The sequence below is a fragment of the Bacillus sp. UNCCL81 genome (assembly GCF_900112535.1).
GTDB lineage: Bacteria > Bacillota > Bacilli > Bacillales > Bacillaceae_G > Gottfriedia > Gottfriedia luciferensis_B.
This window is the reverse complement of the sequence record NZ_FOMF01000002.1, coordinates 592,956-615,350: the sequence shown is the minus strand read 5'-3', so window position 1 is coordinate 615,350 and position 22,395 is coordinate 592,956. Positions and strand designations below refer to the sequence as shown.

At 32.5% G+C, this 22,395-nt stretch carries 11 protein-coding genes and 1 pseudogene; 2 read left to right on the top strand and 10 right to left on the bottom strand.

Features of this window, described 5'->3' with window-relative positions:
• Nucleotides 1–126: 126 nt before the first annotated feature.
• Complete coding sequence (locus BM319_RS03065; protein WP_286143668.1) at nucleotides 127–1,317, bottom strand: glycosyl hydrolase family 18 protein; 1,191 nt, start codon at nucleotides 1,315–1,317, stop codon at nucleotides 127–129.
• 691 nt (nucleotides 1,318–2,008) lie between these two features.
• Between BM319_RS03065 and BM319_RS03060 the strand changes: the two genes are divergently transcribed.
• Nucleotides 2,009–2,932: a LysR family transcriptional regulator gene (locus BM319_RS03060; RefSeq protein ID WP_025568472.1), complete on the top strand. Its 924-nt coding sequence runs from the start codon at nucleotides 2,009–2,011 to the stop codon at nucleotides 2,930–2,932.
• A 64-nt stretch (nucleotides 2,933–2,996) separates the two neighbouring features.
• Here BM319_RS03060 and BM319_RS03055 read toward each other — a convergent pair whose 3' ends face one another.
• The 8 genes from BM319_RS03055 to BM319_RS03020 form a co-directional block, all read right to left on the bottom strand.
• Nucleotides 2,997–7,370: a S8 family serine peptidase gene (locus BM319_RS03055; protein ID WP_175495541.1), complete on the bottom strand. Its 4,374-nt coding sequence runs from the start codon at nucleotides 7,368–7,370 to the stop codon at nucleotides 2,997–2,999.
• Nucleotides 7,371–7,633: 263 nt separating this feature from the next.
• A complete protein-coding gene (nagZ, locus tag BM319_RS03050; RefSeq protein WP_091021278.1) occupies nucleotides 7,634–9,433 on the bottom strand; it encodes a beta-N-acetylhexosaminidase in 1,800 nt (599 codons plus the stop codon).
• Between the two features lie 646 nt (nucleotides 9,434–10,079).
• Nucleotides 10,080–11,219 (bottom strand): Ger(x)C family spore germination protein, encoded by a 1,140-nt coding sequence (locus BM319_RS03045; protein WP_175495540.1) that lies wholly within the window; start codon nucleotides 11,217–11,219, stop codon nucleotides 10,080–10,082.
• Entirely contained in the window at nucleotides 11,216–12,643 is a 1,428-nt protein-coding gene (locus tag BM319_RS03040) for a spore germination protein (protein ID WP_025569214.1), read from the bottom strand. The genes BM319_RS03045 and BM319_RS03040 overlap by 4 nt, the downstream gene beginning before the upstream one ends.
• Nucleotides 12,627–13,724, bottom strand: coding sequence for a GerAB/ArcD/ProY family transporter (locus BM319_RS03035; RefSeq protein WP_069033060.1), 1,098 nt, complete (start codon nucleotides 13,722–13,724; stop codon nucleotides 12,627–12,629). The genes BM319_RS03040 and BM319_RS03035 overlap by 17 nt, the downstream gene beginning before the upstream one ends.
• A 403-nt stretch (nucleotides 13,725–14,127) precedes the next feature.
• Nucleotides 14,128–17,391, bottom strand: coding sequence for an Ig-like domain-containing protein (locus BM319_RS03030; RefSeq protein ID WP_069033059.1), 3,264 nt, complete (start codon nucleotides 17,389–17,391; stop codon nucleotides 14,128–14,130).
• A gap of 932 nt (nucleotides 17,392–18,323) precedes the next feature.
• A complete protein-coding gene (locus BM319_RS03025; protein ID WP_084006808.1) occupies nucleotides 18,324–19,217 on the bottom strand; it encodes a PIG-L deacetylase family protein in 894 nt (297 codons plus the stop codon).
• 92 nt (nucleotides 19,218–19,309) lie between these two features.
• Complete coding sequence (locus BM319_RS03020; protein WP_069033057.1) at nucleotides 19,310–20,389, bottom strand: bifunctional glycosyltransferase family 2/GtrA family protein; 1,080 nt, start codon at nucleotides 20,387–20,389, stop codon at nucleotides 19,310–19,312.
• Between the two features lie 249 nt (nucleotides 20,390–20,638).
• Between BM319_RS03020 and BM319_RS03015 the strand changes: the two are divergent.
• A pseudogene (locus tag BM319_RS03015) lies at nucleotides 20,639–21,027 on the top strand (Lrp/AsnC family transcriptional regulator).
• 158 nt (nucleotides 21,028–21,185) lie between these two features.
• Here BM319_RS03015 and BM319_RS03010 read toward each other — a convergent pair.
• Nucleotides 21,186–22,139: a cation diffusion facilitator family transporter gene (locus tag BM319_RS03010; protein ID WP_025568831.1), complete on the bottom strand. Its 954-nt coding sequence runs from the start codon at nucleotides 22,137–22,139 to the stop codon at nucleotides 21,186–21,188.
• Between the last annotated feature and the right edge of the window lie 256 nt (nucleotides 22,140–22,395).

Here is a 22,395-nt window from a genome sequence, read left to right as displayed (position 1 = left end):
GAATTCATTTAATAATATTTCTTCTGTTTGTGGCATTGTTATCCCTATATGCCAGCACCCTAATCCAGCTAAATTAAAATTTTTTACTAGCTGAAATTTTGCAAGTAAACTTCGAGGATCTTCAAACTATACTTCATGTTGTGTTCCTTTATTATCTATATAACGAAATGCTGGTGCCGATGCATCTTGATCATAGTAGACTTGGCTTTTATATTTCTTATATATATTAATCGCGTTTTGTGTGGAAATAGCACTCCCTGTTCGGATGTCACCTGTTATTGGCCAATCGTATGCATATTGAGGAATTCCAAGTAATATTTTTGATTTTGGTACAACACTTGTAGCATATTGTAGAGATTTTCTCACATTTTGTATGGGAGCTATAGGACCGGATGGACTGCTCGACCAATGCCAGTTATAAGCCATTATAAACATCTTATCAACATATTTTCCAAATGTTTTGTAATCATAAGCATAATAATAACTTGGAATATTATCTGCTTCTTTTGGGGGCATCGCAATTAGAAGTTCCATTTTAGAACGATGCAGCTTAACTGATAGTTCTTTAATAAATTGATTAAGGTATACTCGGTCATTAGGTTTAACCATTTCTAAATCCAAATTGATTCCTTTAAGATCATTTCGATCTAATAATGTATAGATATTTGAAATTAGTTTTTTTCGTAAAGTTTTATTACTTATAAGATTATGTAATAAGTTTGGATCAAAACCTTTTTCACTAATATTAGTAAAGGTCGCATAAGGTGTTATACCTTTTTTCCATGCTTGTTTAATCGCGCCATTTTCTTTTACTTTAATCAAATTTCCTTGTTTAGTTGAATGATATTCAAAAATAAAAATACTTGTTAAAGTTTTTTTATAATGGTCAAGCATCCAATTATCCGTTTTTTTATTTTTAGGTATAAAATAAGTTCCTGTCCATATTTTCTTTTTTGAAGTTGACGGAATAAACAATTTTTGTCCAGGACTTATATTATCATTTGTTAACTTATTTTTGGATTTCAATAACTGAACACTAATCGAATGTCTGTAAGAAATATCCCATAACGATTCATTTCCTTTAACATAATATGTTGACCCTGGAATGATCATTGCTTGGCCGATAACCAGTTTATCATTTTTTTCAAGTCCATTTAATTGAGCAAAGTTTTTTACATTTAGTTTGTATTGTGAGGAAACTTTATTTAAACTATCTCCGGGTTTAACTTCATATATTACGAATGCAAAAGTTGTAATGGATGGAAGTAAAAATAAGAGTAAAAAAGTAAATAGTATGATTAAAAATCTTTTACGCATGTATACCACCTTATGACTTATAGAGTTTAGAATAAATTTAAATTTCCATTTTTATCATTAGCTTATTTTCAAAATTTTACTTAATGTATTGGATAAATTTTAAAAGAAGCTATCTTTAATAATTAAATATCTAAATTAGAATCCATTGAAGTAACCAAATCTTTCATTCGTTTTATGGTATTAATCAGGTTGCAATGAAAATCCTAGAACAAATGGTAAAAAGTAGTTATTTACCGTTCATTCTCAAAATGTTATATAATATATATGAGGAGAAATTAAATTATAACCTATAGAAAAATAGAGACTATCGCTAGCTTTTTTGTAGAGGAGTTAGGGAAGATCTCTTATATTAGAACGAAAATTCTCAAAAAAAATATTAAATAACTAAGATTATTAGAAGTTCCTTTATTTTGAACATTGTTGAATTGCATTCCATTTGGCTTATGTTCCTAATAAACACAATCGCCGAAAATTAGTGGATGGGCTAAAAAGTTCCAAAATGGATGTTTTAAATTTTCACAGCATTTTTATAATGAAAATGTGGAAACCATCTTCGAAATCATAACGTTATATGATGGTTTATCGAGTGAGTATCTTGAATTTAAGATAAAAACTTTAGTAAGTTTTATTGTCATAACCTTCTTCATTTAATGTTTCTTTTACTTTATAAAACTAATGAGGAGTAAATTTAATGGAATTAAGGGAAATAGAATACTTTTTGGCTATTTGTGATGAATTACATTTTACAAGAGCAGCAGAAAAATTAGGAATATCACAACCTGCTTTAAGCCGTCAAATGAGAGCCCTTGAAGATAAATTAGGAGTTCGTTTATTTGATCGCTTAGGTAAAAAAATTGCTATTACTGAAGCGGGAAAAATTTTAAAAGAAGAATCCGATAAAATATTTTCCAATATAGAATTTATCTATGAACAAATTGGAGAGCTTCAAAAAGTAAAAAGAGGAAAATTGGTTGTTGGAGTAATGTCTGGGGAGTTAAGTAAGTTGGCTTCTCTAGTATTCTTAGAGCTTCACAGAATGCATCCTTATTTACAAATGAAGATCATTAAGTTAGATAATATTGAAGAAAAAGTTATTCAAAATGAAATCGATATAGCTTTGACACTCTTGCCTTTAGAGAATGAACAGTTAAAAAGTATCCCTTTATATAATGAAGAATTATATTTAGCAGTTTCTTTTGACCATCATTGGGCAAAAAGGGATATTGTTGAATTTGAAGAAATCAAAGATATTCCACTTGTTTTATGTCCAAATAACTACAATTGCCGAAAATTTATTAATGAAGTCGCTACGTCTAAGGGATTTGACATTCAACCAATCATAGAATTAAATGATGCTCATTCTATTTTAAGTATCGTGAAAGCTGGTATTGGAGCTACTATACTTCCCAATGCTCTTCTCGCTTCGGCGAATACTGAATCACTTAAAGTTATTAAAATAGTAAATCCTATAATTAGTAAGGAAGTTGCTATTGTACATCACAAAGAAAAGTATATTGGCGCTGCAGCTAGAAATTTCATAGACTTGTTGCTTTCACTTTTGAATGAAAAAGGTCTTTATGTAGGAGATACTGAAGATTCCTTAATAAAATCCTGACAGCTTATACAAAAAAACATTCCCCACTTCATGAAGTAAGGAATGTTTTTTTTAATGAAGTTTCTTACTGTTGATGTTTAGGTAATTTTAATCGCTGAACACTGCCACCTTGTGTACCGACAAACAAATATTCCTCGTCTGGAGAAAGTTGAAGTGTTATAGCATTTCTATTTTCGAGATCCTTGGAAAGATTTGTCCAAGTTTTTCCTCCATCCACACTTTTTAACACACCTCGACCTCCTTTAAGTAGTCCTGATTCATAAAAAGAACCTGAGGCTGCATAAACAGTATTATGCTGAGTAGGTGAAACGATAATATCATTTACATACATGTTGAGTTCAGCGGTACCCGCACCTTTTGCCATTTCTAAAGTTTTTCCACCGTCACTACTAATATATAGATGGTTTCCTCCGAGTATTAGATGGTTTGGATTGTGTGAATCAATTGCAATACTGCTTATAGGAACGTTTTGAATTTTTTCAAATGTCTGACCCATATCTTTAGACAAGAATAGACCATCGTTTCCACCTGCCCAAATCCTGTTTGGATCATGAGGATCAGCGGATGTTAAAGCTGTAAATTTGTGTTCTTGCTTAATCTTTTTCCAAGTCTCTCCAGCGTCTTTACTAATATAGATTCCTAATTCATTAGTTCCTGGAATTGTATAAGAAATAACGATTTGCTTGGAGTCGGCCGGGTTAATCAGCATAGCAGTTGGGACTCCACTATCTACAAATTTTTGATCCCATTTTTCTCCGCCATCTTTACTTTGATATACATTCATAGTCCCAATCGCACTATAGCGTATTTTGTAAACTACATTCAATTCTGTTGGAGAAGTAGCAATTTTAAACACTTGCTCTCCAAATCTACCTTCACCTTCCGCAGCACCCCATTCTGAATCAATCTTGTTTTGAAGAGGTAATGCTGTCATGTATGTGTTGGAGTCAGTTCCAGCAAGTAACTGATATCCTTTAGAATTCCGTGTAATAGCCAAGTCATAAACCGTTGCCCCAGGAATACCGATTCGTTTATATGATTCACCTTTATCCTGAGTTCCATATATCCCTGCTTGTTCAGAAGATACATAAATTGGTCGGATACCTTTAGGAGAAGATTTACCACCTAACTCAAAATCGATTTCGAATGAGTTATACCCAGGAAGAGGTTTTTTCCATGTTTCCCAAGTTTTTCCTTTATCGTGACTAACCAATATTCCATCATAGGCTGTCCCTACATAAATATCACCCTCAAGAATTTCTAAACGAGATACATTATTAAATGGTAGATCGGAGTGTGTTAGTTCCTTCCAATCTTTCCCATTATTATATGAAGCATACAATCCACCACCGAAAGTACTAGTAACTAAGAGATTTCCATCTCCTACAATCTCTTTTGTAGTTCTATAAGGAAATGGAGGCTGATACAATAGTTCAGATGTAGCTGAACCAGAGAATACATCTTTAAATACGTAAAGCCCTTCATAACCTGTTGAAATATATAAGTTGTTATTTAGTAGTTTAGCTTTAGTAAGCATTCCCCACCAACCAGGTAGCTGCACCCAATTTAATCCTCTGTCCGTGCTGACATATACTTCATTCCTCGAAATAGCAATCAACTTTTGTCCACTATTATCAATTTGTAAATCAGATATTTCTATATCCGGAAAAGATAATGTCTTCCATGATTTTCCTCCGTCTTGGCTGGCTACTATTTTACCAGTATAAGTTAGATCATTGTATTTTGAATTAATTGCCACATATATATTTTTTTCATCAGTTGGATCAACCACTAGATTAGTTGCTACTCCTCCAGCTACAGGGAAATTTCGATACTCATGCCAAGTTTCTGCCTTATCTTCAGTACGGAATAAAGATAAAGTAGATGAAGGTAAAACTGTCATGTTCTTAGCATTTTTCAAATCAATATTCATCAGTCCTGCATTAGAGTATGGCCCAATAGAATTCCAGGATGAAACGTTTTCATTTTCTTTTGGTAATTTTTCCAAAAAGCTAGAACCTATTATTGTTGAATCATCATTTGCAGAATTTTTGACGATCGTACTTGCATCAATTCGATATATTCCTACTTCATTTGTTGGAACATTCGCTTTCCACCAACGGTCATGATCTAATACAGCTTCAACTTCAATTGTTTTCCCTCTTGGAGTATGTACTGTGACATTAGGAGCTTGTGTTAGATTAACCGGGCTGTAAATATAGGCTGTTGTGTCTTTTACTGTTGATCCAACAGGATCCGGTGATGCAGTAATTTTAAAATGTCTTGCAATTAACTTGTATGGCACGCGTATATGCTGCGATCCTTTTACAGATTGGATATTACCTTCTACCCAACCTGAGATATTCGTATCTTGATCCGGACGTTTTAAATTAATATTCAACCCAACATTTACCTGTTGACCTGAATTAATATGAATATGTGAAGGGTTCACAGTTACTTTAGCTCCGGATTTTATATCCTCTTTAATGGAGAAATCCATATCAACGGCTACATCTCCTGGATTATTTAAAGTTAATGATGCGTTTCTATTAATCTCCGAGTCTTTTAAATCAGCTAATCCTAAATTTAATACATTAGGAGAGGCTATTACATTGGTATCCGCTGCCGCCTTTACATCAAGTCTTCCTGTCCCTTGTGTAAGCACATCATATGATGCTAGTGGTTTAGCAGTCTCTTTTAATGCGCCTGAAATTTCACTAGCATTCCATGACGGCTTAAGTTGTTTCAGAAGTGCAGCTGCACCCGCCACATGAGGAGCAGCCATACTTGTCCCGCTTAATCTTGTATAACCTGAATCATTACTATCTGTCTTGATGTAGGTCGAATTAATTTCGACGCCTGGAGCAACTAAATCAGGTTTAGCCCGTAATTCAGAATCACCGCGTGAACTAAAGTTTGCAATTTGATCCGTTATGTCTTTGCCTGAAATCGTAATTTTAACAGGTCCTTTTGTCAAATATGACTTTAATTCACCAGCTTTTGTTCCATCAATTTTCATAGCAACTAACGATTCTAACTGGCCGTCTTCAGTAGAACCTGTCATGAATTGATGTTGTGTTTGTAACTCTTCATAGGAGTTGGATGTATATTGACTTGGAAGTGTATCCCCTAATTTAAAAACGGGTCCAACTTGCTCGGGTTGGAAAAAAATCGCAGCGGCTGCCCCTTTTTCTTGTGCAGTAATCGCTTCTGTACGTCCATCTGAACCTAGTGGTAGTTGAATTAAGACAATCTTTCCTTTTACATCTAACCCGTTATAATTTTCGGTTCCACCATCACCAACATCTATCAAATCACTTGTAATTGCTGTTTCAGATGGATTAGCGGTAAACCCAAGGCGAGTTACAGATAAATTCTCGTCAATTGGTGCTACCATCTTCGCGTCAGGTACTTTGATACCACTTACACTTGCACCGACAGCAAGTACACCTTCAGCCATTGCTGGGGCACCAATAGTACCATATCCAGGTCCTGCATTTCCTGCTGCAGCGACGACAACCACACCGGCATCAACAGCATTTTGAGCAGCTTGTGAGATTGGATCATTTCCATCACCAGGTCCACTTAAGCTCATATTAATGACATCAGCCGGAAATGGATTGTCCGGTGAAATAGCCGCTTCAATTCCTGCAATAATATTAGATGTAGTTCCTGATCCGTTATTATCTAAGACTTTATAGGCTGTGATAGAGGCGTCAGGTGCCACACCTGTCAATTTCCCATGCGCAGCAATGATGCCTGCGACATGGGTACCATGTCCATAGTCATCCATAGGATCATTATCATTGTTGACAAAATCATATCCACCAACTACTTTATGCCCTGGACCAAACGCTCCGCCAAGGTCAGGATGATCATAGTCTACACCTGTGTCAATCACAGCGACTGTGACACCTTTTCCAGTAACTTCTTGATTATTCTGGTCATGCTTAGACCAAACATCAGGAGCACCAATCAATGGGACACTATTGGTTAAGTCTGAGTGATATTGCTGATCCTGATAAACAGCCTTTACACCTGGAAGTAAACGTAGGTCATTCACTTTACTTTTTGGTACTTGTAATGAAACTCCATTGAATGTGAACGTATAGTCGTTAGTCTTTTTGAATGGAATCATTTTTTCCTTTATTTCGTCTAACACTTTCCCATGTGACTGTTTTAAACTTTCAATTTGATCTTTTAACTTCCTTTCTGTTGTCCTGGATAAAGATCCTATATGATCTGATTTCTGCATAATTTGAATCGCAGGGGTATCTTCCATTTCAACTATAACGCGTGTCATCGCATCATCTAGATTAGTCTCTTGTGCCCTACCGATTTTAGGTTCAAAAGTAAATTGGGAATTTAGGACTAATAAAGCTGAAGCAAAAATACAAGTTGAAGTTCCTACATTAAACGACCTAGTTCTTTTTTTCATCGATTGCATCACCTCTAACAAAAAATTCATTTTAGGATAGCGGAATTAAACCTATAAAAATAGGGGAATTTAGACTATTTAAAATGTTAAGATAATTATATAGTGATATATTTTTATGGTAAATGACATTATCGTTATCATAATGATTCATTTTAGTTATCAATAAAAAAGAATGGCAATAAAATTATTTCGGTAAAACAAAAAACCTACTCCGATACAGGAATAGGTTTAAAGACTGCTAGTTTTATTTGATAAATCCAGAATTAATTACTCATATTATTAATAACATTATTTGGATTATATATCGAATAATGATCCACTACAATTTGTTTTTTTAATGGAAAAACAAATTTAAGCTTCTTTGATCCAATTGAATAAGTAAGTATTTTTTCCTTATTTGAGGTAGTAACTTCTGAACTAGGTGAACCAAAATAATTTTTTATATTATTAATAGATAAAGATTTTAATTGAGGATCAAAAGAGCGTAATTCAAATATTAAATGGCCTTTTTGGTAACCAACAACTACATTTCTCTTTGTGTATGTGTTGTATGTTCCTTTAGCGGCCGCCACATATACACTACTGTCCTCTTTTCCCCATTTTTCTCTTACCTGGTCAATATTGGAATTCATTACATTAAATTCTGCATTGATTATTTTTCCTTCATTAGCCTTCGTCGAAATATTTTTCAAAAGTAAGTACTGCTTATTACTAGTCTCATTGTTATAAGTAACAGCTTTCTTAATTTGTTTATTTAAAGTTGTAACATTGACAGGTTGAACTTTATTATTGTTAAGTTTATATTTTTGTTTTAAAGATAGAATTTTATAGACACTTTTATTTATTGTGTCTTCTGATATTTTATGATTTTCAACTGCTGTATAGATGCTATTGTAGATGATTTTAACATTTTCATTTCCATGTCCTATCAAAATAATATTACTACCGGCATTAATAGAGGTAACTGCTGCGTTACTTAAGTTATAGTGTTTAGCTATAGCGCCCATTGACATGTCATCAGTTATGACTACCCCATTATATCCATATTGTTTTCGTAAAAGATCTGTTATAACTGACTTTGACATAGATGCTGGATACTTAGAGTCTACTTTTTTTACTAATATATGGGCCACCATCACCATATCCGCATGATTTTTGATTGCATGATTGAATGGAACTAACTCAAATTTTTTTAAACTTGATAAGTCTTTATTCACTATAGGGAGTGCTAAATGAGAATCTACTGAAGTATCCCCATGCCCAGGGAAATGTTTAATGACAGGAATTGTGTTTCCTTTATGTATTCCATCCATCATTCCCTCACCAATACTTGAAACGATAGTTGAATTTGTACCAAACGAACGATCTCCAATTACTGTATTTTTAGGATTACTTTGTATATCGAAAACTGGTGAAAAATCAGTATTGAATCCAAAAGATGATAGCTCTTTTGAAATCATATTACCTATATTATATGCGTATTGCATATTATTTTTATTTCCAATCGTTCTTGCAGAAGGTGTATTTAAAACTACTGAAGGCATTCGATTTACCCTACCACCTTCTTGATCGACAGCGATAAATAATGGTACCTTGTTATTTTTATTGTAAGTTTTTATTCCATTTGTTAAATTAACTAACTGACTTGGACTTTTTATATTAGTTCCAAATAGTATTACGCCGCCTAATTTATAATTTTTTAAAAGAGTATCTGCATTACTTGATGTTGTTCCGTCAAAACCAGCGATCATCATTTGTCCGATTTTTTCTTTAAGAGTTAATTTATTTAGTTCATCAAGTATTGGATCAGATTTTGAAACATTTACAGTGCTCTTTATATTAGATACTGTATTATTATTTACAGTGGTCACATTGTTATTAATTTTAGATATTGTATTATTATTATTTTCAGTGGCTACATTGTTCTTTATTTTAGATATTGTATTTTCATGGTTTTTAATAACTGTATTATCATTTTTATTTGCTTTAACTTCAATACAACCAGATAATAATATGAAACTACTAATAGCAATCACCGATAATTTTTTAATATTGTTTTTCAAAGTTTCACCTCTAAATTTTTTTCATATGTTAATATTGTTTTCGAAAAAATAATAGATATGTTTTAAAACTATAAACAATTAATAACAAATATACTGATTTAATCTAAGTTTAATATTAAGTAGTAGTTACGAGGTTTTTCTTATACCGGTTAAAATCACTAATTTTTAAAAACTGTCTGACAGAGAATATAATTACAAAACAGTTGATAACGAATGTAAGTATTAAATCGGAAATAAGAGACCGATATTCTTTTTAAACAACATTTGAGAATATTCATTCTTAAATTATTATTAAAAGTCTATTTTTAAGTACAATCAATACTTCCTCACCACCTCTTGTTTACATTTATAACATATTAAGAATGAACGGTAAACAATTATTCTTTACCGTTCATTCTTTTATGTGAACTTCGAAAATACAATATCTTGAATGCAAGGATAAGATTAATACTGATTAACTATCTAGTCAATGACATTTACCAATTTAAAATAGAAAGTAATAATATTACTAACGAATTGAAATAATATTTACACTTTTTTTACTTTAGATTATTTTTAACTAATCCCCTCACTCAACTATATTTTAGTTTTACGATAGTTATGTGAAGGGATTATATCCATAATAAATGAAACAAATAGAAATTCTTTATTCTTTTTCTTCTCGATCAATGACTGTAATCTTTACTTTAATAGTCCCAAGAGAATTGGACGTAAGTGGAAATTTATTATTTTTTTTAATTGATTTCCAGGATTTATAGTTATTTCTAAACAGTTCTTCTTCTAAATGGAATACATCTAAATCTTTACTTAATCCTTTCAAATACGTCTTACGGATTTCCTTTTTAATTTCATTTTCTGCTTTATTTTGTAGTACTCTATTGCTGATTTTGGAATTTAACTGAGATACAGATGCATGTGCTTTAATACTCATTTTAAATTTTGGAACACCTGATTTGTTAACTTTTGACTGAATCTTTATATTTGGCTTCTCAATTGGAAGCAATGCTTTAAGTTTTCCGTTTTTTTCATTTAAAGAGAGAGGCGTCATCACAGTATTCTGATCAGTCCAACGTAAACCTATTAAATCGTCTTTTGAAATCCATTGTGTTTTTTTGGCATTCTGAAACACAAAAGCTCCATTTACATTCATCATCGGCATTTTTTTGGCATCTTTTTTCCACAATTCTTCATTTACCCCAAGTGTTGGAACGATAATTGATGAACTAGGTTCATTATAAAGTCCGGCGAATTCCACCATTTTCATCGGTGAAATGATTGAATGTTCTTCATAATTTTCATTAGGTAAATGTAATAAGCTCATAATTGGTGAATTTGGTAACATTGGTTGCACTGCAAAAATTTTATCAATTGGTTCTTTTGTTGTATAAAGCCAAGGTGTAAGTCTTGCATCTATAAACCTTTCAAATGTATCTAATGATTCGTCTATTTGTTCTTTACCCAAAGCAGATTCCTTAAACACAACCGAACTAATTTGACCAAAGATTGTCCCTTGTTGGATGCTATTATACAAGTCGTTCCAGGCCAGTGAAAATGTTGTTCCTTTCCCTTTACCAACCCAAATGTTAGGGCCTTCTGCTCCACTACTTCCTTGCTCAGATTTACCAATTGTTGTAAAATCTAATACTTGTACATATAAAACATATTCATTATTTACATAATCTACACCAAGAGCCGAGACAAATGTTACTTGATTTATTTGTTTTTGGTCCCAACAACCGGCTAAAAGTAAGATTGGAACAATTAGTAAAATAAGCTTCAGCTTCAATTTGATTCTTCTCCTTGTTTTCGTCCATGTTTCGTATATAAAAATTTTGGTGTTTTTCTCATAAATGGTTTGGGCAATTGAAAAATATCTTTAAGGTAGTCACTATCAATTGGATTTTTAAATGCCGACATGATTGATACTCCGAAAGATTTTAAAGTTGAGAGATAGATTAATATTAAAAAAAGAGCAAGCATTAAACCCGGCAACCCTAATATACACCCCATAATAATACATAAACCTCTCATTAAAATAACGGCACTTCCAAAAGACTGGTTTACAATTAAGAATTGAGCCATCAGTGTAATTGCAACAACGACAACTACATTCGGAGAAGCAAGTCCTGATCGAATCATTGTATCTCCTACTATTAACCCTCCTACCACTGTAACAGTTTGACCTGTTGATTTTGGCAAGCGCAAACCTGCCTCACGAAGTAATTCAAAAAGAATGACCAATAAAATTAACTCCATCCCTGGAGAAAATGGTATACCAATACAATTTAATGCAATTGTTGCAAGTGCTGGAAAAGGAATCTGGTCTAAATGATATGTAGTCATTGCAATGTAAAAACCAGGAAGTAATACTGAAAGTAACAATCCCATATATCTTAGTATCCTTTGAAGTGTAACAAAGTAATAAGGCATGTACATATCTTCAGCAGATTTTAGTAATAAATTTATATTAATTGGAGCAATCAATGCAGCTGGAGCACCATCTATTAAGATACAAAATCGTCCTCTTTGGAGTGATTCGATGATCATATCTGGTCTTGTACTATATGTTAAAGATGGAATAATTGTATATGGCGAGTCTGATAGTAATTCTTCAAGAGGAGAAACTCCATTTAGTATTTCTACTTCAACTGACTTAAGTCTCTTTCTTGCTTCAGCGATAATATTCTCATTTATTACATCTGATAGATAAAGTAAAGAAACGCTAGTTTGACTTCGTGTACCAATCTTAAATAATTCATTACATAAAGTGTTACTAGGTATTCTTTTTCGAAGTAATGCCACATTTGTTTCTAGAGATTCTGTAAAACCATCACGAGCACCTTTAATTGAAACTTCGTAAGTTGATTCCTCAGTTTGACGTTGTGGAATATTTGATATATTGACAGAAAAAATTTCATTTGTATTTTCAAATATTAAAATTAATTCACCAGAAAAAACTTTTAGAGTGATTTGTTGTTCAGTATCCTTTTCACTACTATTTAACGGTATTAGTTGTAAAGTATTATTTTGCAGATTAGGTAATACAAACTGGTTCATATGTATGGTATCAATCATTCCGCTAGAATAGACAAAAAGCACACGTTTATTTCTCGGATTATTATTTAAGTGATGTACTTTTATTTGCACATCTGCACAATTTTTGAAAAGTTTTCTTATTTTTTGTTCATTTACTTTAGATATGGGACTCATCCCCTTTTAGATTCACCTTAATTTTCAAGACAAAGAGTACTATTAAAATTGATATTAAAAAGATAACAGGTACAAATATAGGTACATAATTATGTTTCATAAATGAATGGAGTTTTAAATCCGTTACTGGTATACATACGGCTACTAATAACACAAAACTTAAAGCCCAAAACATTTTTTTTAACCTGCTTTTTGATCTAATATTTAAAATATCTACAAATATGTATATAGTTAAGGATATTCTTATAAAGGAACATGACATAAATTGAAAAACAGAGAAAAAGTCTACGTGTTGAATAAAATGACCAATTCCTAGAAGGCGCCATTGCTCATAAACGGGGTAGCGCATTTTTTCTGATAATTGAGGACCAAATAATGAAATTGAATAAAACAATGGGAAAATTGAAGATATTAACATCAAAATTCCTAAAAAGAATATTTGCCAAAATCTTATTTCCTTGTTAATTCGATGCTGAATTAATAATAAAAACAAAAGTTCGATATATCCTCCAGCAATAAAAAAGCTACCTTTAAAAATTGGATTCCAACCATTCTGTAACATCGGTTTCATCCAATTTATATGCATAAATTGGATATTGGCTCCATTAAGAAAAAAATCAAAAATTAGAATAAAAGGAATAAAAAATACTGATATGACAGCAATGGATGATAATCCTGCATAAGCACAATAAGTGCAGATCATTAATAAACATACTTCAATTACAATTGTAGGTGTTTTCGGTAAATAGATTACTGTGATCCAATATGAAATGGACTTTAAAGTAATGTATGTATTTATCAATAAAAAAGCTAATAATGGAATGACTATTATAGAAAAGGCTAAATTTCCATAGTTCTGTTTTATCAGTAGGGTGACAGATTTTTGTTTCGTTTTTCTCATGATGTAATATAAAATACAAAGCCAGACTAAAAGAAATGGGAGAGCTATAACTACTGATAACCAAGCATCTCTTCCGGCTATGTCAAGTAATGCTGAAATCATTATAAAATGGTTCATAAATAAACTGGAAAGTAGTACGAGGATTAATGCTGCACTTATGAAAATTTTTTCATTATTCATAATTCGAGCAAGACCTCCTTCTCTACTAGTAAATTATTGTATAAACATGTTTATATTTTCCATTGAATGAACAGCTTATTCATTAAAAAATACAGCTATTACACACCAATAACAGTGGTAAAAGCTGCATTAGAAAAAAACTGCCCCGATTTGGATACAGGTTTAAAATAAGATAACTTGCCCTTATAATTATTTTGATAAAAACAATTTAGTATTTTATATGATAATGATTAAGAAATTAGATAATATAAAAGTAATATATAATAGTAGGAATTAGCAATATTCCCCATAAAAATACCCCGTAATTATTGCTAACTTACGGGGGTGGGGTGAACATAAAAACCAGACTATTTTTTATCTTAAAGGTATAGTTTATCTAAACATCAATTATACAAACTATTCTTTAAGGTTTAACGATAACAGGAACAATAATTTTAAATCCATCATATTCCGCAATTATTACTGCGGCTCCTTCAGACTTCGTTAAGATTTTATGATCAGCGGTCACTTCCGCTACTTCCGGATTGGAACTAGTATATTTGACATCAGCTGTAACATCATTTATCGTCCCATCGCTTGACATAGCATTAATAATTATCTCATTTTTTGAACCTGCTGAATTTACGATATAACCAGGTGCAGAACTTATCCCTCTAGTAAATGTAGGATACTTTGCTACAACTTCAACATCAATTGTGGTTGACATTCCAAAAACAGTAGCAGTAATTGTCGTTTTTCCAACAGAGTGAGCGATGAGATGTCCATCAGCAGAAATCGATGCAACTGATTCGTCCGCCACCGTCAATTTTGCTTTGCTATTAAGATTATAACAATCACAATTTCCATCTCTGCGAGGATGGCCAAAAGATCCATTAATTGAGACGTCAGTAGACTTATTAGGTTCTAACATAATATTACTAGTTGTCCATCTATCGTTTTCAGCCCAATATAAATTTACAGGCTTAGTGTTTCTTACCCAAATAGCATCTCTCATATTTCCATAAATGAACCAGATGTATGCTTCACCAGTGCCGACCCATGTAATGACCCCGTTCTGGTCAACAGTTGCTACATTTTCGTCGGAAGATTCCCATTTCCCTTCTGTATCAACCTGAACGATATTATGATCTGTATATTCAGCAAACGCGTTCGCATCAATAGTTCCTGATTCAGGGTGTAATATCATTCCATTTTGCGTACCAGTTATCGCATCTATTATAGATCCTGATTCAGGCTGTAATACCATCCCCGTGCTAACAATTCCTACTAAATTTACTGGTCCAGCTTTATCTTGTACTTTTACTGGAATTTTAATAGTAGAGAAACCTGCAATTGTTGCACTAACCGTCGTTTTTCCAGTATTCATTCCAATAAACTTCCCGTCTTTAACACTTACAACTGAAGGGTTCTCTGTTGTCCACTGGATTGAATTCGATATCTCCCTTTGAGTTCCATCATTGTATTGAGCAAAAACATGTACTGGATAAAGCTTATCTTTTTGGACAACAACATCCAATGAGGAAACGAGTAAAGATTCAATTTTTAAATCTTTAATTGATGCATCATTCCCAGAATGAATTGAAACATTCAAGATTTTTGTGCTTGTGCCATAATCGATCAGTACTTGTGTTGTTCCTGGTGCTACTGCTGTAAGAACACCATTCTTAACTGTAACTTTGTCTGGGTCTAATGAAGTGAATCCTGTGTCTGATGTAACGTCAGTTGTTGAACCATCCTTATATTTTGCTTTTACCGTGAACGAATGCGTGTGCTCAGATAAACTAAAGGAGATGTCATTTTCACTAGGAATCAGATCAACAATTTTATTTACAAAATCTTTAGAAGGTTCATTTGAAACGATAATTGGAACCTGCCTTGAGTTACCTGAGCTATTTACTGTAATATTTGTTGTACCAGTGCCTACAGCAGTAAGAAGCCCATCCTTATTTACCTTAACAACATCAGGATTTGACGATTTATATGTCGCAAATGAAGTTGAATTTAACGTTGTTTTGTCTGAATAGTTCGTTTTTACTTCTAACTGCAGTTGTTGATGTAATACCATATTTTTCATATCTGGTGAAACAGAAATTGATTCAGGGAGTGGAGCCCTCTTCTGATTGACACTATCTTTGACTGCTACAGGGATATCTAAAGTAAAACGACCACCATAATAGATAGCATGCATTTCAGTTGTTCCACTCAATTGACCAATAACCTTAGGTGCACCACCAAATTCTCGCTGAGTGGAAGCTACTTTGGAATTGTCGGAGTAAAATTCAACTGAACCTGAGACATCCTCAATTCTCCCATCACTGTATATTGCATTTATTGTAATAGGCGTTTCCTCACCTGTTCCTAAAGTAAGGTTTGATTGAGAAGCTGCTAAACCAATAACTCTTGGAGTAGCAAGTTTATTAGTAACATTTACTTCAATCTTAACTGGAGGAAGAACATCCGATCGATATGAAGCTGTCACAATTGTTTTACCTGTCTTACGTGCATTGATATATCCTGAATTAGTAACCGTTGCAATACTGTTATCATCGACGGTCCATTTGACATCATAAGGATTTACATTTTCATTTAAATTAATACCACCTTCTGATATTCCATTAGTGAATACTTCGGTTAAATTAACAGGCCAATTTTGATTTGGCAATAATTCAACTGTAGGTTCATCAGTTACAAGCTTTGTAGGCTTAACAACATTAACTTGTACAGCACCAACCAACTTATCATATTTAAAATAGATATATGCTTGGCCTATTCCAACTGGGGTAATCTGACCATCTTTACTTACGGTAGCAACATTACGATTTGTCGTTGTCCAACTACCTGAAGAAGTAACATCTTTCCATGTATATGCTCCATTCCCCCAGGTGTTCTTTATATTGGCATTTACTTGAACCGGCTTATCAGAGGTTTCTAGCCTAAACATGTCAGCCGAAAGGTACAGCTCATCACCATGAGGAATACCTCTTATCGAAGCAAAGAAGTTTATTACTGGAAAATTTGCGTAAGTTACTTTCATTGCAACATTCCCATTTGATAACCCTTTTAATGCACCTTTTTCAACCGATGCAATTGAAGGATCTTGTGATTCCCATTTAGCTAATTTCGTTACATCTTCCGTCGACCCATCGTTATAAAGCGCTTTCAAAGCGATCGGACGCTCTTGCCCTTCATCTATGTATGTAATTTGCTGCGCTTCTAAAACAAGTGATACAATTTTTTTACTTTCTGAAGTAGCTGACAATTGGTTTAAAACTTGTGCACTTTTCTTAATATTTACTTCAACGTTTAAAACTGCATTACCAAGACTAAATTGTACATTTGTAGACCCAACATTTACTGCTGTTAGTCTTCCAGTTTCAACAGTTACAACTTTTTCATTTACGGATGTCCATTTTCCTTCTGCTGTTACATCTGCTTTACTACCATCCTTATATTCTGCTTCAATCTTTAGATCGTGATGACCTTGATTCAGTGAGAGTGAAACTGTTGATTCACTTGGAATGAGTTTTACAATCTCCTTCGATTGTGGATCCTTTCTTAACTTTACTGACTCTTTTGTTGAGGCAAAAGCTAAACTACTAAATAGAGACAGAAATAAAGTTAGTACGAGTGTTAATGAAGTAATCCGTTTTGTCATCATTGTTCTCATTTGTTAACCTCCATAATTTTTTATATTGAACAATCTGTAAATTCAGATTGATAATATCCTCCTTCTATTCATTGCCTTTAGTAAATCGTTTTCTTAATCCTCTTTTAGGTCGTATAAAACTAGTCATAATTTAATATGTAATCCAACAGTTCAAGATAAGATAAATTACATTTTAGGATAACGGGATTAAAAAATAATTTTAATCAAAAAATTAGGACTATTTAAAATGTTAACTTTATTATATGGTGATATATTTTTGGGGTAAATGACATTCTAGTTATCAAAATGATTCATTTCAGTTATTAATAAATAGGATTGGAAATCAAAAGTATGGCATGAAAATAATAAAAAAATTAAAAAAACCTGCTCCGATTTGAGAACAGGTTATTTATAGGATAAATGAACGTTTTAATTACTAATATTATTCTTACATATCAAAATTTGATTAACTTAATGGTTTTCACTAGAATAGCAATATTTTTTGAAGTAACATATTTGTTTCGTAAATAAACGACATAAATATGTTACTTGCCTTTATATATCAACGTTTTTTAATAATTAAGAGTAAACACATTTGTGTCGGTACACAACCATTTACAAATATTCGTTATTTATATATTTATATATCATCAATTGAAGCAATAAACTTGTGAAGTAATTAAATTCGTGTCGTAAAAACCTAGAGAGGATATATATTTATGTCGAAGTTATCTTTAAAGTAATCTTATTTTTGGCGTTAATATTTTCAGGTAATCAAATTTGTGTCCTAATAAATTTAGAAAAACGTAAGTAAATAATATTTGTATAATTGTTCGATTTTAAACGGATATAACTCTCAAATCATAAAAAAAGCTCCCGAAATCAACTTTGGGAGCTTTACTAAACAACAAAAATCATTCACGTCAACTATACAAACAACACAATCCAAAGCATTAATTTTCTTCAGCTAAATAAAAATACTCCCTATCTAGCACCTTAAAATAAATCCAATAAGGAATCTGCCGATGCCCTGGAAGCAATGCATCTACAGCCTGCTGTTGCGTTTTGTATCCCTTTGCTAACTCATCTATTTGCTTACCATAGACTTTAACAATTACAGCATTAGTTGGTGTCGGTGGCCTTTGATTCTCCCTAAGTGGATATTTTTCCCGAAGTTTCTTTCCAAACTTCGAAAGACCATCCCAGACTTTCGGGGGTAGTGTTACCATGTATAATCTTTTAGCAGAAAAAGACGAATCGTCCTTATGCTCACGAAATACTTCTCGAACCATTTTTGCCGCAAAAATATGATCTGGGTGCCCATAATATCCCACAACATCATCATAAGTAAGAATCGTCGTAGGTTTATATTTTTTTATTTGTTGATAAATGTAGTTTTTCAACTCGATTGGATTGACTTCAGAAAGCTTGGCATCTGGGAAAGTTGCTTGAACAGGTGTTACACCTAGCTTTTTTGCTGCAAGCTCTCCTTCTTTCTCGCGTGCTTTTCCGAGGACATCTTTCGAGACTACGCCACCTGTTTTACCCGCTTCACCTTCTGTCAAAACAACCATCGTTACCTTGGCGTTTTTTTCATGAATCTCACGAAAAACTTCTCCAGAAACGGTAATCTCGTCATCTGGATGCGGAAAGATAAGCATCATTCGTTTTGGTGAATCTTTCGGAATCAGAGAATTTGTCACAACTGCATTTTTATCTAAAATTAGGTTATGTACGAACCCGAATCCGACAGTCAGTATTATTAAAATAGTGAACAACACAAACAAAATCCGTCCAATGAATTTATTTAGCATATAACTGTTACCTTTCTTTCGACTTTGAAACATTAATTCAGCGCACTTTTCCAAAGAAATAAGCGAATCGTTTAGCTTGATTCGCCTAATTCATAAAAATTTTTAATCATAGATTCTGAATAATTTTACGTTTTGCTAACTTTTTGACGTTTCTTTGTTTTTTCAAATACCCACTCGTTTTGAATTTTGAAACTACTGAAAGAAAGCAATAAGTCCACAACAATTTTTAATATACTCGCTCCGCCATGGAAGGCATCTTGTAGGAAAGTAACACCATACGCTGAAACGATCATTTGAATCCCTGATAAAATATAGTAGCGTACGACAGACCTTGCAGAAGAATGTTTAAAAACGGTTTTTGCATTTAATATGTAATTAACGATTGATGAAATGACACGTGAGATAATGCCAGCCCATAACACAGCTGCACTTGTGCCAATCCTATGTTCTAATAAATAAATAAATAGCACAAATAACCCATAGTCAACGACAAAAGAAATTAGAGATGATGATAAAAACTTAAAGAACACAAAATAAATTTTAATAGAATCCACAAGAGGATTAAAGTGTGAACTGCTGTTTTTATCTAAATAGATTGTTTCAATCATTGTCTCCTTGATGTCAATCCCCTGCTGTTTACAGCCCAGGAGCATATTCAACTCATATTCAAACCGCGCACCAGATAAATTAAGTAAAAAATTCATATATGAAACGGGAATTCCACGTAAGCCCGTTTGTGTATCCGTAATAGACAAACCTGTTAGATATTTAAAAATTGAGCGAGTTAGTGTGTTTCCAAATCGACTACGGAACGGTATATTTTCTTCAGAAAAATTTCGCACTCCTAAGATTAAATTATCTGGCGATGCCATCAAAGCTCTTGCCACTTGATCAATATCCTTCGGTGTATGCTGTCCGTCACAGTCTGCTGTCACAAGACCAATCGAATTCGAGAAATTTTTTAAAAAATATGAAATCCCTGTCTTAAGCGCCATCCCTTTTCCTAGGTTGTGAGGGTGCTCAAGAACGGTACATCGGTCTAATTGACGTAAGTTCTGAAAAATTCCATTGTACTGTGCATCGCTACCATCGTTAACGACTATAATATGTGGATTAAATTTAGACTTCAATTCCTTAACCAAATGGATCAATCGATCATCTGGACTAAGAGCTGGTATTAAAATAACAGGAAAGTGATACTGCATTGATTCGCGTCCTCTCAATCATTTCCATTAACAATTTTAGTATCTCACACATTTATACTGAATTGAACAATAATTTAATATTTTAAATAAGTTTATCCAAACACAAAACATATAATTAAAAATTTAATAGGTATATATAAATCGATTAGATATTTGGGCACATGAAAGTTTATAGTCTTAATCGGTATCTCTTTTTAAAAGCAATTTTGTTTGCTCCTCAACTTGTCATTTATCCAATATTCTTTGCTGATGCAATCGAGTATGGATATAGCAGAAGCCGTTCACTTATCTTCTCCGTCAGTAATTGAGCGAGTACGGAAATTAGAGGACCAACAAATTATTGAAGGATACTATGCACATGTATCTCTAAAAAAATAAACCGACAAATTTCTGCATTTATATTGTTTAAATCAACAGATTGTAAAGCATTAGCTAACTTTTGCAATAATCATCCAGATGTACTTGAGTGTTACAGAGTAGCTGGTGAAATTAGCTATATTGTCAAATTAGCAACGCATTCTGTAGAAAGTTTAGAACAATTTATTGATGAATCAATGCAATATGGTACACCATCAACGAATATCGTGTTATCTTCTAATGAAAAAAAAATAATTGCTCCTTTTATTAGTGAAGAATAAAAATTCTGGCAAAACATCATTTTCTCCTATTTTGATAAAAGAACTAAAATCATTAAAAGAAATATGTTATACCATGCAAATGAACACTTTACATTAAAAAAGAGCCAATCAAGGCTCTTTTTTATGATCACTTTCCTATTTAAACTTATTTAGTCTCTCTACTTTATAGGAGATAGATATTTATTATGTTCTAAAAATTCCTTTCCATATTGTCCATGCTCATTAATCGAAGGGTGTTCAACTTGAATTGTTGCGTGTACAAGCCCATATTTTTCTTTCAATAAGTGATTGATAGATGAAACGGTAAGAAAGGATTGACAATCTTTTCTTAAAAAAACATGAGCTGTTATACAATAATGTTCTGTTGTAATACTCCAAAGATGCATTTCATGAACATCTTCAACTCCTTCGATTAGTTTTATATCTTGACGTATTAAATCAAGATCAAAATTATTTGGAACTGATTCCATTAAAATTTGATAGGATTCACGTGTAATTCTAATACCACCAATGATGATAACAACACTAATGATCATACTGATAATCGGATCTATAATTGTATAATTTGTAAAATAAATTAATATTGCCGATATGATCACACCGATTGAGTTTAATAAATCACCAATAAAATGCCAAAGTGCACTTTTAACATTCAAATTGTTTTCTACTTTCATGCTCCGAATTAGAATATACGTAAGAATAATATTTATTAGTAACCCAATCGATGAAACGATTAACATGATACGTAAATCAATTACAGTCGGATTGATAATCCGTTTGATCCCTTCAATACAGATACCAATCGAAATAATTATTAAGGCAAGTCCATTTAGAAAAGACGCTATTATTTCAAATCGAAGATAACCATAAGTATATTTCTTATTTGGGTTTTTCGTTGCTAGATAGATAGCAGTAATACTTAATCCTAAAGCGATTACATCAGATAACATATGAGCAGAATCTGATAAAAGCGCTAACGAATGTGAAATGATTCCACCAACAATTTCAACAACCGTAAAAAATATGGTTAGAAAAAAGGTAGTCCATAATGTTTTCTTTGATTTAAGTTGCTCCTTAACATGATTTAAGTGGTGATAATCATAATTATTCACTTAGTTTCTCTCCTCTTTAAGATCTTAGAAAGTATTTTATTTTTCTATTCTTACCAACTTTTATTTACTTATAGTAAACATATGATTATAAACAAATAAAGACTGACCATATAAAATACATCCTTGATCCTCATTGAACTAAACTCCCAGTTACTTCAATAAAAAAATGATATTCTTAAGTTACTTTTTGATTTACAAAAATAGAAATGATTCACATCATACATAAATAAAAGGCTGAATCTTAACCTGGCTTATT